The 14,440-nt window shown below is 35.6% G+C and carries 10 protein-coding genes; 6 read left to right on the plus strand and 4 right to left on the minus strand.

Annotated elements, in window-relative coordinates:
* Positions 1–2: 2 nt before the first annotated feature.
* Positions 3–3,179: a carbamoyl phosphate synthase large subunit gene (locus PT281_RS01840; RefSeq protein WP_277151515.1), complete on the plus strand. Its 3,177-nt coding sequence runs from the start codon at positions 3–5 to the stop codon at positions 3,177–3,179.
* A 51-nt stretch (positions 3,180–3,230) separates the two neighbouring features.
* Here PT281_RS01840 and PT281_RS01845 read toward each other — a convergent pair whose 3' ends face one another.
* Positions 3,231–4,919, minus strand: coding sequence for an NFACT RNA binding domain-containing protein (locus PT281_RS01845; RefSeq protein WP_277151517.1), 1,689 nt, complete (start codon positions 4,917–4,919; stop codon positions 3,231–3,233).
* A gap of 382 nt (positions 4,920–5,301) precedes the next feature.
* Between PT281_RS01845 and PT281_RS01850 the strand changes: the two genes are divergently transcribed.
* The 4 genes from PT281_RS01850 (at position 5,302) to PT281_RS01865 (ending at position 9,475) form a co-directional block, all read left to right on the plus strand.
* Positions 5,302–5,715, plus strand: coding sequence for a MarR family transcriptional regulator (locus tag PT281_RS01850; RefSeq protein ID WP_277151519.1), 414 nt, complete (start codon positions 5,302–5,304; stop codon positions 5,713–5,715).
* A 73-nt stretch (positions 5,716–5,788) separates the two neighbouring features.
* Complete coding sequence (locus PT281_RS01855; RefSeq protein WP_277151521.1) at positions 5,789–6,667, plus strand: DegV family protein; 879 nt, start codon at positions 5,789–5,791, stop codon at positions 6,665–6,667.
* A 55-nt stretch (positions 6,668–6,722) separates the two neighbouring features.
* The gene (locus tag PT281_RS01860) at positions 6,723–7,346 is read left to right on the plus strand and encodes an NUDIX hydrolase (RefSeq protein ID WP_277151523.1); all 624 of its coding nucleotides are present in this window, start codon (positions 6,723–6,725) and stop codon (positions 7,344–7,346) included.
* A gap of 158 nt (positions 7,347–7,504) precedes the next feature.
* Entirely contained in the window at positions 7,505–9,475 is a 1,971-nt protein-coding gene (locus tag PT281_RS01865) for a S9 family peptidase (protein ID WP_277151525.1), read from the plus strand.
* Between the two features lie 72 nt (positions 9,476–9,547).
* On the opposite strand, the gene xerS is transcribed toward PT281_RS01865, so the two are convergent.
* Positions 9,548–10,615 (minus strand): tyrosine recombinase XerS, encoded by a 1,068-nt coding sequence (gene xerS, locus PT281_RS01870; RefSeq protein WP_277151527.1) that lies wholly within the window; start codon positions 10,613–10,615, stop codon positions 9,548–9,550.
* Positions 10,616–11,970: 1,355 nt separating this feature from the next.
* Between xerS and PT281_RS01875 the strand changes: the two genes are divergently transcribed.
* Positions 11,971–12,330, plus strand: a complete 360-nt coding sequence (locus PT281_RS01875) for a helix-turn-helix transcriptional regulator (protein WP_122018189.1) — start codon at positions 11,971–11,973, stop codon at positions 12,328–12,330.
* Positions 12,331–12,398: 68 nt separating this feature from the next.
* On the opposite strand, the gene PT281_RS01880 is transcribed toward PT281_RS01875, so the two are convergent.
* Positions 12,399–13,328 carry a manganese-dependent inorganic pyrophosphatase gene (locus tag PT281_RS01880; RefSeq protein WP_277151529.1) on the minus strand — a complete coding sequence of 310 codons (930 nt, stop codon included), beginning with the start codon at positions 13,326–13,328 and terminating at the stop codon, positions 12,399–12,401.
* A gap of 60 nt (positions 13,329–13,388) precedes the next feature.
* Complete coding sequence (locus PT281_RS01885; RefSeq protein WP_277151531.1) at positions 13,389–14,324, minus strand: LysR family transcriptional regulator; 936 nt, start codon at positions 14,322–14,324, stop codon at positions 13,389–13,391.
* Between the last annotated feature and the right edge of the window lie 116 nt (positions 14,325–14,440).

Here is a 14,440-nt window from a genome sequence, read left to right on the forward strand (position 1 = left end):
GTATGCCTTTAGAAAATGATTTAGACAAAATTTTAATCATTGGGTCGGGACCGACATTAGTGGGAAGTGTTGCAGAAACCGATTTACTTACTTCTGATGCTATCAGGGCACTTTTAGAAGAGGATATCCATGTAGTTCTTGTTAATCCTAATCCAGCAACAATTTCAACTGATAAAAGACCGGGAGTAACTGTTTATTTGGAGCCAATGACCTTGGACTTTCTCAAGCGAATTATTCGCATGGAAGAACCAGATGCAATTATTCCTGCATACGGTTCAACCACTGGGTTATCGGTAACGCTTGATCTAGTTAATGATGGTATTTTGCAACAAATGGGCATTAAGCTGCTCACGTTAAATAAAGAAACATTAATGATTAATTCCCAACAGAAGATGACCGCTTTTCTCAAGCAAAATGGTCTTGAAATTAATCAAAGCTGGAAGTTATCAGACTTTTCTAGTGATAATTTAGCTCACGAATTGGACACTAAAGTTACTTTCCCGATTTTAATGATTAAGAGAGAACGTTACTTGTCTAATAAGCAAATCATTTTTCAAAAGTGCCAAGACTTAGTTGCTTACATCAAAAAAGAGCGGCAATGTGAAGGCTTTTGTTGTGATAATTACCGCTTAATTGAAGACTTGTCTTCATGGGAAGAAGTTATCGTTAATATTATTCGCGACAATGATGGTAATGTATTGTTTACTAGCTTTGCTGATTCAATTGAACCAGTTGCCGTCAATGCTGGTGATTCCGCGATGGTGATGCCGGCATTAACTTTAAACAATGACCAAGTTCAACGGATTAGGCAAATAGCACAGAAAATTGCTACAAGTTTAAAAATTGTTGGCATTTTAAATATTCATTTTGCTGTCAAACATCAAGGAACAAAATTTGATGTCAAGATTTTAACAATTAAGCCGCGATTAACTAGGAGTGCAATTTGGTCGCAACGAATTGACCTTTATAGCATTGGTTATGTTGTTTGCAAGATTGCAATTGGTTATCGCTTAAATGAGATTACAGATCCAATGTCAGGATTAAATGCGGCAATTGAGCCAACTCAAGACAAGGTTGCTGTTCGCATGCCATATTGGTCATTAACGCAATTAAGTACTAATCATTATTCTTTAGGCAAAAGAATGCAGTCGGGTGGGGAAGCTATTGGCATTGGTCGTAATTTTGAAACCGCCTTTTTAAAAGGATTGGCTTCAACCGTTAATCTCAACACGGCAGTGCAACTATTTATTGCTGAAAAAGATAAGAATCCGGAAGAAATTAAGCAAGATTTACTTCATCCCGATGAATTACACTTGATTAGATTGTTAGCAGCTATTGCTAAGGGGTTTTCTTACCAAGAATTGCAACAGTTGGTGCAGCTGCATCCCGTTTATTTTCAAAAATTGCAAAATATTGCTGACATCAGTCGTAAGTTAAAAGACAATAAGCCAAGTGATGAACTACTAATTGAGGCAAAAAGGCGCGGCTTTCGTAATGAGTTGATAGCAACATTAACTGGCATTAATCTTGATGCCTTACAAAAACATCTTAAAAAATTGCACCTAACACCATCTTACTTAGAGATTGATGGTTCAGCAGGCGTTTATCAGCCCAAAGTTCAAGCATATTACAGTGCCTTTGGTGTTCAAGATGAGGTGCAACCGCTAATAGCTGATAATAAGATATTGATCATTGGCATGTTGCCAGCACAGGTATCAGTTACCAATGAATTTGACTACATGGTTAGCCATGCAGTAGAAACTTTACATAAAAATAATTATGCCACTGTACTCATTTCCAACAATGATGAGTCTGTAGCTACTAGTTACAAGTATACCGATCGTATCTATTTTGAACCCGTTACAGTCGAAAATATTGTTCAGGTTGCTCACAAAGAGAACATCAAAAATGTATTGCTGCAATTTTCTGGTAAAAAAATTAACGCTATGGGCGATAAACTTGTTCAACGCGGGTTAAATGTTTTGGGTAATCACAGTGAAAATCCCGTTGATAAAATTAAACAGCTTTTGTCAACTCCAGTAAAATCACTCAAACAAAATTCACTATTAACAACTACTGATCCAAAAGAAGCAGAAAAGTTTGTTAAGGAACATAATTTTCCGATTTTAATTGGTGGTTTTAATAATCAAGGCGTCAAGCAAAAATCAGCCGTTGTTTACGATCAGCCAGCTTTAGAAAAATATGTCGCAGAAACCCAATTATCAAAAGTAACTTTGTCGCATTTTATTGAAGGCAACAAGTACGAGATTACAGCCATTTCTGATGGTAAAGATGTCTCTATTCCAGGAATTATTGAGCACTTAGAGCAGTCCGGCTCGCATGCTTCGGATTCAATCGCGGTCTTTAAACCCCAAAACTTATCTAAGCAAGGCAAGAAACTGTTAATTGAATACGCATCTGAATTAATTAAAAAGCTAAAAATGCGGGGTATCTTTACACTACACTTTTTAATCGTCGATAAAAGCATTTATTTATTACAAATTAAGCCATACGCGGGGCATAACGTCGCCTTCTTGTCACAATCGCTAGGTAAAGATATTACAGCTTGTGCCACAGAAGTACTAACTGGGAAAAATTTAGCCGACCTAGACTGTAAAACAGGCTTATGGCATTCAAACAACTTTATCCATGTTAAGATGCCCGTCTTTTCATATGTTGACTATAATAGTGGCAACACTTTTGACTCAAAAATGAAATCTTCTGGTTCAGTCATGGGTCGTGATACAGAACTTGCTAAGGCTCTTTACAAAGGTTATGAAGCCAGTGGCTTACATATTCCAAGCTTTGGTACCATCTTTATTTCTGTTCGTGATGAAGACAAGAAAAAAATGACAGAGTTAGCGCAAAGATTTAACCGTTTAGGCTTTAAAATTGTTGCCACTGAGGGGACTGCTAATGCGTTCGCTGAAGCTGGAATTACAACTGGTGTAGTTAGCAAGGTTCATTCAGATCCCAATAATTTATTAGAAAAAATTAGCCAGCATAAGATTGTCATGGTAATTAATATTACTAATCTTTCTGATACAGCAAGCGGCGATGCAATTAAGATTAGGGACGAAGCTTTGAACACACATATTCCTGTTTTTTCTAGTATTGAAACTACGGAATTAATCTTGCATGTCTTAGAATCCTTGTCTTTAACCACGCAGCCAATTTAAAAAATAAATTAAAACGCGCAAAAGCGAGAATGTATTACATTCTCGCTTTTTTTAATCAATTCTTTTACTCAAAACACGATCTTTTTCTGGTGTAACTTCAATTGAATTCTGACCAGTATAGATAACAAATCCAGGTTTGGCACCATTAGGCTTCTTAACTCGCTTATCTTGAACATAATCAACTTGCACGTGTGCTGAATCTTTTGCCTTAGAAAAGTAGGCGGCAATTTCGGCAGTTTCCGCAATATCTGTGTCAGTTGGCGAACTATCTTGCAAGATAACATGTGACCCCGGAATATTCTTAACATGAAACCAAAGATCGGTTTTATTAGCTTTTTTTAGCGTTAGCCAGTCATTCTGATAATTATTTTTCCCAACTAAAACAGTTTTACCAGAAGTTAGTTTAAACTTATTTAAATTATGCTCGGTGATTTTTTTCCGCCGCTTTTGCTTTTGCGGTTTGCGAAGATAACCTTGACTGATTAGTTCATCAGTAATTTGGTCAATATCCTGCGGTTCCGCATTATCAATTGCCGTTTGAATTGAATCAAAATAGGTTAGGTTAGTTTGGGCAATTTCAATCTGCTCTTTAACATGCTTAATCGAATCACGCAACTTTTTATAACGAGTAAAATACTTTTGACCATTACGTGCAGGGGATAGGGCAGCATCTAATTTAATCTCAATTGGTTCATTATTATCATAATAATTAGGTAAAGATATTTTTGTCATTCCTGGTTTAACTTGACCTAAATTAGCGTTTAAAATTTCGCCGCGAATACGATACCCCTCAGAATTTTCTGCCTGATCAAGCTGCTGATTAAGCTTAACAATTTTTTTACTTAACTTTTTTTGTTCATTTTTGACAATCCGTTCAACTTGACTTGCCTTTTGTTTAACCCAATCACGGTTAGCTTGATATTGATAAAATTCATCTAAAGCATGATTTATATCAGGATCCGTACTTTCCTTTACCAAATCGAGATGATAGGGAAGATAAGGGAAGATTTTTCGCTTATTGTTTGGTGTTTTTAAAACAAAGGCACCAGATTTATCAAATTGCTGCATAAAAGTGGTAAAAGAGGAGTATGTATAATCATCTTCCAAATAGCCGGTCAATTCATCACGATCATCTTTGTCCAAACCGCCAATCTTTTTAGCAAAAATGGCGGGCTCGCACCCAGTTATTTCTTGTTTAAAGTCATTTTCTGTTAGGTCAAAGCCATTTAAACCCGGATTAAGGGGTGGTAGTTCATATTTAGCCTTGGGCAACAAAATTCGTGCCCGGTTTTCATCTGGATTGATTCGCTTCAATAAATCAATAATATGACCACTTGTCTGATCGTACAAAATTACATTACTGTGGCGTCCCATTAACTCAATTGACAAAATAAGTTGTACTTGATCACCAAGCTCATTGCGATTACTGAAACAAAAGTTAATAATACGATCGACACCAACTTGATTGATTGATTGCAAAACTGAACCTTCAAGATATTTTCGCAATACCATTACAAAAGTAGGTGCCTTATCGGGATTACTAATTGCCTGTTTAGTTAAATAAAATCTCGGATATTGTGCGTTAGCCGAGATTAACAATTGTTGATTCTTGCGTTCTTTTCTAAAAGTTAAAATTAGATCCTGATTGAAGGGCTGGTAAATCTTTGATAAGCGCCCACCAATAAGAACTGGGGCTACACTGTTTAATAGACTATGAATGAATAAGCCGTCGAATGCCATAATAAATATCACCTCAAAATACGAACTCTATTATACCAATTATTTAGCAATAAGTATAAGATGTCTTTTTAAACCGCATTCTTAAAATAACGTACATTCACAATATATTAATTAAATTTACTCTAGCAAAACAAATTATTGCAAAAAGATGCTATACTAGTAATATATATTAATGGATACTGGTATTTATTAGTTATAAGTAAAAAATAATGCAAAATTGTTTCACGATAAAATTATTTGCATACTTACCATTGCTGTTTCACACTCTATCTGATATGATGAAACCTTATTTAACAATGTTATTTAACTTTTAAATTGTTAAAATTTATAGTATGCAAAATAATTTTGTCTTTTAGTTATTCAGAGGAAAAGGTTTAGTTGAATGGATATTTTATCTTTTAGCACAATTGCAGCGCAAATAAAAAATGAAATCAGTCGTACATGCGGGTTAAACTTATCGCAAACCAGGATTTTACTATATTTTGATAAAAATGGTAATCAGCCATTGAAAATGGGTAGTTTAGCAACTAATCTAAATATTTCTTTGTCAACTTTAAGTAGGCAATTACAACAGAAAAAGACATTAACATTAGTAAAAATTATTCGTTCTGAGAGTGATTCTAGCAAGTCAGTTGCTCTAAATGATGCTGGTATTCGCAAAGCAGGTGAGTTAAAGGCTACTTTAAAGAAAATTGAACAGATACTCTTTGAAGACCTTTCACAACGTGAAATTAGCCAGTTAAGTACGATCATCAGCCAGCTAGCAACTAAGTTAGAAACTGCAAAGTCTCTTTAGATAGTAGAATGACCGCCTATTTTTATGCTATAATTTCTCTGTATCACATATTAATAAGCGAAAGGTTAATTAGATGAAAATTGCATTAGTTACCGATAGTACTAGCGTTATAACTAAACAAGAAGCTGAAGACAATAATATTATCGTTGTACCAATTCCAGTTATTATTGGTAATAAGGAATACTTAGAAGGCGTTGATATTACTTCCGACAAGCTTTTTGAGCTGCAGAGAGAGGGTGCAGATTTTCCTAAGACCTCACAACCAAGTATGGGCGATATGATTACACTTTTTGACAAGTTACATGAAGAAGGATATGAGGCAATTATTGCAATCACACTTTCTAGTGGTATTTCTGGTTTTTATCAGACTTTATGTAATATCGCGCAAAATCATCCTACATACAATCTTCATCCTATCGACACCAAGATGACGGTACGTTTGCAAGGTAATTTAGTATTAGCTGCTGCTAAAATGATCAAAAATGGTTTAGATTTATCATCAATTCTTGATCACTTGGATAAGATTAGAGCAACAATTGATGAAGTTTTTGTTGTTAATGATCTTAAGAATCTAAGCCGTGGTGGTCGGTTAAGTAACGCTGGTGCGTTTATTGGCTCAATGCTCAATATCAAGCCGCTGTTAACTTTTGAAAATGGTGACATTGTCGCATTTGACAAAATCCGGTCAATGAAACGAGCTTTTTCTAAAATGGAAAATTTAACGATTGAAAAAATCAATCAATTACCGTACAAAGATAAAATCAAGTTATTCATTATTGATTCAAACGATGAAAGTCAAGTTAAGGAAGCCAATGAGTTCTTACTAAAAGAATTTCCAGATAAGACAATTTCAATTACTAAATTTAGTCCCGGAATTGCTACTCACTTAGGCGAAAAATCACTTGCCATTGGTTGGATGATAGATATTGATAAAATTGATTTAACAAAATAAAGGGCAGCTATGATGGCTGCTTTTTCTGTAGTATTCAAAGGTAAAGGCAAAAATTATGGATAAAAAAGATCAGTTTACTAACTGGGCAATCGAGTTACAAAGTTTAGCTCAAAATGGTTTAGAATATGGTCATGACAATTTTGACCTGGAACGCTATGAACGAATCAGAGCCATTGCAACCGAGATGATGGCTGCTAAAACGGGTTTGCCAATAAAGCAAGTAAAATCATTATTTAGCAGTGATGATGGCTACCAGACGCCTAAATTGGGGACAAGAGCAGCGATTTTTAAGGATGATCAAATCTTACTTGTCAAAGAAACTATCGATGGTGCTTGGTCAATGCCTGGTGGCTGGTGTGAGCCTAACATGTCAGTTGCTCAAAACTGTATTAAGGAAGCCAAAGAGGAATCAGGACGTGATGTGGCAATTGAGCGCGTGATTACAATTTGCAATCACAACCATACAATTCGCGGTGAACGAGCAATTAATATTGTTAATGTATTCTTTTTATGCCATGAACTAGGCGGAGAATTTGTCAAAAATACTGAAACAACTGACTGTCGCTATTTCAGCCTTGAAAATCTACCCAAGTTATCAATTGAACGCAATAGTGAAGCAGAAATCAGGACATGCTTTGATGCATATCACGACTCTAACTGGCAGACAACTTTTGAATAAAATTTAAAACACACGATTGACAGAAACTTTACCTAATCGTGTGTTTTTATTAACTAAAAAATTAAAGCATTGACAAAAAAGGTCAGAATAGTAAGATTAATTAAATTAATAAATAATGAAATAATATTTAATTTAATTAATCAAAGGAGTGCAGATTTATGACGAAAAACATCGCACCAGAAGACCTTTATCAGTTAAGATCCGTTTCGCAAGTAAGATTTTTCGATAATAAAATCTTTTTTACTGAAAATTTCATTAAAAAAGACAGCAACAGTTATTTAGCCAATTTGGTTAGTCTCGATCAAGACAAAAACTATCGCATTTGGAGTCATGACGGGCTAAATAGTAGTCCGCGAGTATTGGGAGATTTTCTTTATTATCGCCATCAAGAAGACGGGGAAAAGCCGCAACTTTACAGGATGCCAATTGATGGCGGCAGCTCACAGCCATTCTTGTTAACTGACAGTGATGATATTTCAGTTCAAGAATTAGTTATTTCAAATGACGCGCAAGCTCTGTATGTAAAAACTAAGAAGACTAAGGAAAAGCCTAAATTCAAAACGGAAAAATTTCCGCCAGTTAGACACGTAACCAAGCTTAATGGTCGATTAGATGGCTATGGTTGGTTTGAAAATGATGCCGAGTTTTCACTGATTAAGATAGATAAACTAACGCAAGAAGCAACAGTTTTGTTTACTACTAAAGACGACTTCCAATTAGCAGCAGCCAAAGCCGGGACTATTGCTTATATCAGAGGGCGCCAGCCTGAACTTGATACAGACATTGATTACACCAAGGCAGTGTATCTTTATAACGAAAAGACAGGCAAAACCCAATTGATTACTGCTGAAGTTGCTCAAGGGAGTTTTTCTGCCGCAGCTTTTTCACCAGACGGCACAACTTTAGCATTAGTCGGCAATGATAACAGTCATCCAGGGCAAACTGTTAACGATCTATGGCTGTATTCTTTAAAAACTAAGCAATTAACTAATTTAACGCGGCAGTTATCTGACGTTGATGTAGGATATGAAGCTGCGCTAACCGCAGATTTCGCCCAAAATTTATGCAGTAACAGTGTCGTTTGGTTAGATAATGACCAGTGTGTGTTTACTGCTTTACATCACGGTCATAGTCAACTGTATCTGGGTAACCAGGGTACTGTGCAGCTAATTCGTGATGAAGCTGAAGATATCACTGACTTTTGTACGGCTGGTCCGCAACAGTTATTACTGACAGTTTCAAAGCAGGCGCTGCCAAGTGAATTGTTACTCTTTGACCTTGAAACTAAAACTACCAGCCAATTGTATAATCCTAATCATGACTTTGAACAGACCCATAGTTACCTTGAGGCGCAAAAATTCACTTATCTGTCTAAAGATAAAACACAAGAATTAGAAGGTTGGTATTTACCCGCAGCAAATCAGCCTAAACAATCTCCAGTATTGCTGTATGTTCACGGTGGTCCACATGCAGCTTATGGTGAAGCCTTTTTCCATGAATTTCAAGTTTTAGCCAGTTGGGGCTACGGAATAGTTTACGTTAATCCACGTGGTTCAACCACATATGGGCAAAAATTCTGTGATGATGTTGACGGTCATTACGGTGAAAATGACTTTTCTGATGTCTTAACCGGCTTAGATTATGCCTTAGAACATTTTCCTGAGCTAGATAAGAACCACCAATATATCGCTGGTGGCTCTTACGGCGGTTTCATGACAACTTGGGCTGTGGGGCACACAAAGCGGTTTAAAGCAGCAGTTGCCCAGCGCTGCGTCAGTGATTGGATTAGTATGAATGGTACTTCAGATATCGGCTATTGGTTTGACCGTCAAGAATTACAGGCAGACTTATTTAGCGATGACGAAGCCCGGCAAAAATATTGGCGCATGTCCCCATTAGCTTATGCCCAAAATGTAACCACGCCGATTAGACTACTCCATGGTGAATGGGACATGCGCTGTCCAATCTCACAAAGTGAGGAGTTCTTTACTGCCGTCAAACTGGCAGGGGGAGAAACCGATATGATTCGTTATCCGCAATCATTCCACGGCGTGTCACGTAATGGCTTGCCATCTATTAGAATCCACAGAATGTATGATATTAAAGAATGGTTTGATCAACATCAATAACAATTATATAAATGTAGAACTTTTATGCCAAAAGCCCAGTTATTGTTAAATAACTGGGCTTTTGGTTTATTTTTATTTATTTTCCGTTTCAGAAATTTCGTTTAATGCGTCACGCTGCTTCTTTTGATCGACATGCGTATACAGATCCGTCGCTGAAGTGCCTTTTTGCCCAAGTTGCTGTGCTACAAGCACCTGGTCTTTAGTCACGCCATAGAGCTCAGAAGCAAGCGTATGGCGCAATTTATGTGGCGTTAGCGGATGACCGAAGCTAGCAGAATACTTGTTAACCATTTTTTCAATCGCGTTGGTCGTCATTCTTTTTGTTTGCTGGTGCCACCGCGTTAAGAAAAATGCCGTTTCTTTCTTAGTTGCAGAATAACGCTCACGTCTGACTTTTTGATATTCAGTTATATAGTCTAACGTCCATTCAGCAATTGGAACGCTGTCGCGCTGACCACCTTTACGAGTTACATCAAGTGTAGCTTTTTTAAGATTCAAATCCGCCAAGTTAACGCCAGCACATTCAGAAACTCTAATTCCTGTTCCCAAAATTAAAGCAATAATTGCCATATCTCGTTCTTTATTGATTTTGAAAGCAGGCAATGCTTGCTTATTGCAATGCTGCTCATACTCATTTTCAATAAAATCAAGAAACTGATATTTTAACTTACCAATGTACATGTGTGATTCAAGAACATGCGCCCGATAATTCAAAGTCTTAGTGTTATTAAGCGAGTCGATTTTGAGCATGACGTTGCGATCAAAGTAGGGTTGACCATCATTGTTATCAGCTGTAATCGTTAAAAACTTAAATAGAGAGCGTAGAGCGTTAATTGACCGGTTAATTGTTGTCGGTGAATTTAAATGTCCCTGTTGATTTTTCACGTGCCCCAAATAGTTAATGTACAGCATAATATCGTTGCGCCGCAAATTAGCTAGTGTATCAACACTAATCTGACTATTATCAGGAGCAGATGAAATTCCTTCTTGACGCAGCCAATCAAAAAAGCGGCGAATTTCTGTTAAATACTGGTATGTTGTCGTTAAAGAGTGGGCCGTGCCAAAATTATACTCTTTGACAAAATCCGGCATACCTTTAAGTTCAGTTTCGATTAAGTCTAAATACTTTTTAGTTTCCACAAATCTGTTCTCCTTAAAAAGTTGATTATATTTAATAATTATAAAGCAAAACTAGAATGTATGTTCGAATTTTTGACTATGAAAGTACTATAAATAAGCAGAGGAGGGGAAAATAGTAGGATTGAAGAACACAATACCCAATAGCACTAGGCTAGTTGGCTCTTTCGTTTTAAATTTTAAAAATAAAATGTAGCAAAGGGATTTTGACAAAATTAAGTTTAGCTTTTGCAGATGACTTTTAAAATTCAAAAATAATATTTTATAAAAACCATCTGCAAATTAGTAATCAAATTAAGCAAATTTAGCTAAAAATACTGATATACAGCCGTTTATACCTTTCATTAAAATTATAGTTTTAATGAAAGCAAGCGAAAATTATTAAGTTTAAGTAAACCTGGCTTAACCAAACACCAAACTCGATCAAGTACTCCTCTTATGAATATGTGGCTTAATCAGAAAATAAACATTAATTTTTAAATTGCTAATTTCTCTTACAACTAATTATTATTAGCCTTTAAACTGTTAATAATCCAAACTAGGTAATTAAGTTTGACAGTTATCGGGCAAAACCAATTAATTTGACCGTAGAATTGCAATCTCAGCAACAAATAACAATGATTACTGCTCACAAAATTAATTTTGCTGCCGCTGATTAACCAAATAATCTTATTACTAGTAATTTTGCATGCTACTAGTAATTAACAGTGTCTCTTCCAAAATATAGTTATTTTCCATGATTACTTTACATAATATATATTATACGAAGCTATAACTTGCATAATTTCCACAATTACTCTTGTATATTCTCCTTCCAAAGTTGTTTCCTTCTAATTTTTTCTTGTAGTGTTAATTGATACTAAAAAATGATTTGCACTAGGCAATTTCATAAACTAATTGCTGATTGCAAACGAGTTTAACTGTTTATAATTAATAAATATTCACTTAGATCAAGTAATTATTTAATTTAGCTGTCTATTTAGGTGATTTATTCTTTAATTTTTTAAAGTTGAAGCCCTTACTTGGATAAATTTTAATAACCAGCATTTAATAATTAACGATGCTTTAATCTTTCTATTTTACCCTCCCATACGACAAGCAATTTGGCCATTTAAGATAATATTTGCCACTTTTTCCCTTTTTTATTTTAAGTTGAATTTTTCTAGGTGCATTTTTATTTGAATTTTCAGCAAAATGTCCTACAATACTATCTGGGGTTTTTAAAAGTGAGTTTTAAGTTTTACATTTATTAGTTAAACCTAAGGCTTGCACTTATTAATTTTATTGTTTTATTTTGTAATATATTTATTTTATAATATATAGGATAGAGTTTATTTTTTGAAAGGGTTGTTTATTCCATGAGTATAAATTTAGGAAAAGAAATATGCCGTCGTCGACGTGAACAAAAGCTGACACAGGAGGATCTCGCTGAATTAAGTGATTTGTCAGTTAACTTCATCTCACGTCTTGAACGTACTAAGAACCAAAACATTAGTATTCAAAAGCTTGATTCAATTGCTAGAGCTTTGAATACCACGACACCTGATATTATCATGAATGCTTACCGCTTTAAGGAAGTTAAAGCTGAAAATCATCAAGATAATACCCCAGTCTTCATTAAGAAGGTTCTTAATGAATTAAGAAAAATGGCTCCTGAAAAGGCTGAGCGCGTATGTAAGTCTTTCATTATTTTAGCAAAAGAAATTAACAAAGATTAATTTTAAAAGCAAAACAAAAAAGACGAAGTAGGACTAATTTCCTACTTCGTCTTTTTTGATATTTAAATTTATGCAAAAGCTTCAGTTAATGGTGGGACAACTTGCTTCTTACGCGAAACAACACCTGGTAAGCTGATTTCTGAATCAGTCACCTTACCAAATGCCTTTTCAAACGCTGCTTGAGCCTCATCTGAGCCCACTACAAGAGCTTTTGAATCGGAATCAAGAACATTAGTAATTAAGAGCATAAACATGTCATAGCCATTAGCAGTTGATGCTTCTTGCATTGTCTTTAAGAACGCATCTTTACGTTCCATTGCTTCTGGCAAATCAACGACATTGATTTGGGCAACACGGACGTTTTTGCCGTTAAGAGCAAAACTCTTGGCATCCAAATCAATTAAATCTTCTTCTGACTTAGCAGCAATGTTTGTACCAGCTTTTAATTCTTCAAGACCATAAGTCTGGTAGTCAACATCAGCAATCTTAGCTAAAGCCTCAACAGCTTGTTTGTCATCATCTGTAGTTGTTGGTGACTTGAGCAGCAAAGTGTCAGAAATAATTGCTGAAAGCATAATTCCGGCAATGTTTTGCGGAATCTCAACACCAAAGTGCTTGTACAATTTCCACATAATTGTACTTGTACAACCAACAGGTTCTGCTAAGTAAAACAATGGCGAACTAGTGTCAAAGTTCATAATCCGGTGGTGGTCAACAACGTGAGTTACTGTCACTTGATCAATATCAGAGACACTCTGTTGCGGCTCATTATGGTCAACCAGCATTACCTTATCAACTTCGTTAGCAGCTGTTTTAATTACTCGTGGTGCTTCAAAGCCAAATTTCTTTAAAGCATAGGCAGTTTCATCGTTAGGTTCACCCAATGCCACGGCTTCAGTGTTAAAGCCCAACTTATTTTGTAAGTATGAGTAAGCTATCGCAGTCCCAATCGCATCAGTATCAGGATTTTGGTGACCAAAAACTAACTCTTTTTCCATTAATCTTCCTCTTTCTTCTTTTATAAAATAATCGTTCTATTCTATTTTAGCTAATAGACGTTATTTATCCAAGAAATTTTTAAATTCGGTCAAAATATTATTGATCCGCGGAATATCTTTTTTACCTTTACGATAAACTAACGACACGGCAAATGGTTTAACTTCTTTTAAATGGATTGGCGTTAACGTGATTTCATTCTTATGAGCTTGGTAATACGCATCACTGACAAACGTGTCGTAATCCGTCTCTTGAGCAGTCTTAACTAGTTGTTCAGTTGATGAAAAACTAATTGGAACCGTCAGACAGTCTTTGACATTTGTTTTAGCGCCAAGTTTTTTCTTCATTAGCTGGGTTAAGTAAAAATCATCTGGATAAGCAACCCACTCTCGATGGGCAAAGCGTGAAATTGGGTATGACTGCCCTGCCTCAACTGTATCTTTATGCGTTAAAACCGTCAATTGGTCTTCATAAATAGTGCAGTGCTCATATTGATGCTGTAATTCAGCCTGACTCTTCTTGGTACTATCAGGTAAGAACATAACTGCAATATCAATTAAGTTATTGTCCAAGTTATACCACAAATTCTTACGGTCATAATATGTCACATTAAGCGTAACATCAGGGTTCTTTTGGTTAAAAGCAACCAAGAATTGCCGCAAGACTTCAGAGTTAATGCTATCTAAGATACCGATTGAAACCTGACCCTTGTCAGCTTGAGTAAACTCTTGGATACCGCTGACAACTGAGTTAATCGTGTTTAATAACTTAATTGCCCCAGTCTGCAGTTCTTTACCAGCTTCAGTTAAATAAAGCTTTTTACCCATTTGACCAAACAGCGGTGTACCAATCGCGTGTTCAATCTTTTTTATTTGCTGCGTCAATGCCGGCTGCGTAATTCCCAATATTTGAGCAGCCTGAGTGTAATTCATCGTATCAATTAATTGTAAAAAATAATGTAAGGACTTAGTTGAAAGTATTGTATCTGTTTTAGGCATGTAATAATTTCCTCTATCATAGCAAGAATATATTTATATTTACATGCTATTATCAAATAAAATTACGCTCATGTCAAAGTATAATTCAAAAACTTTTAACACAATTAAAAACACAT

Origin of the sequence: Lactobacillus sp. ESL0701 (assembly GCF_029433445.1) — a bacterium.
Lineage (GTDB): Bacteria > Bacillota > Bacilli > Lactobacillales > Lactobacillaceae > Lactobacillus.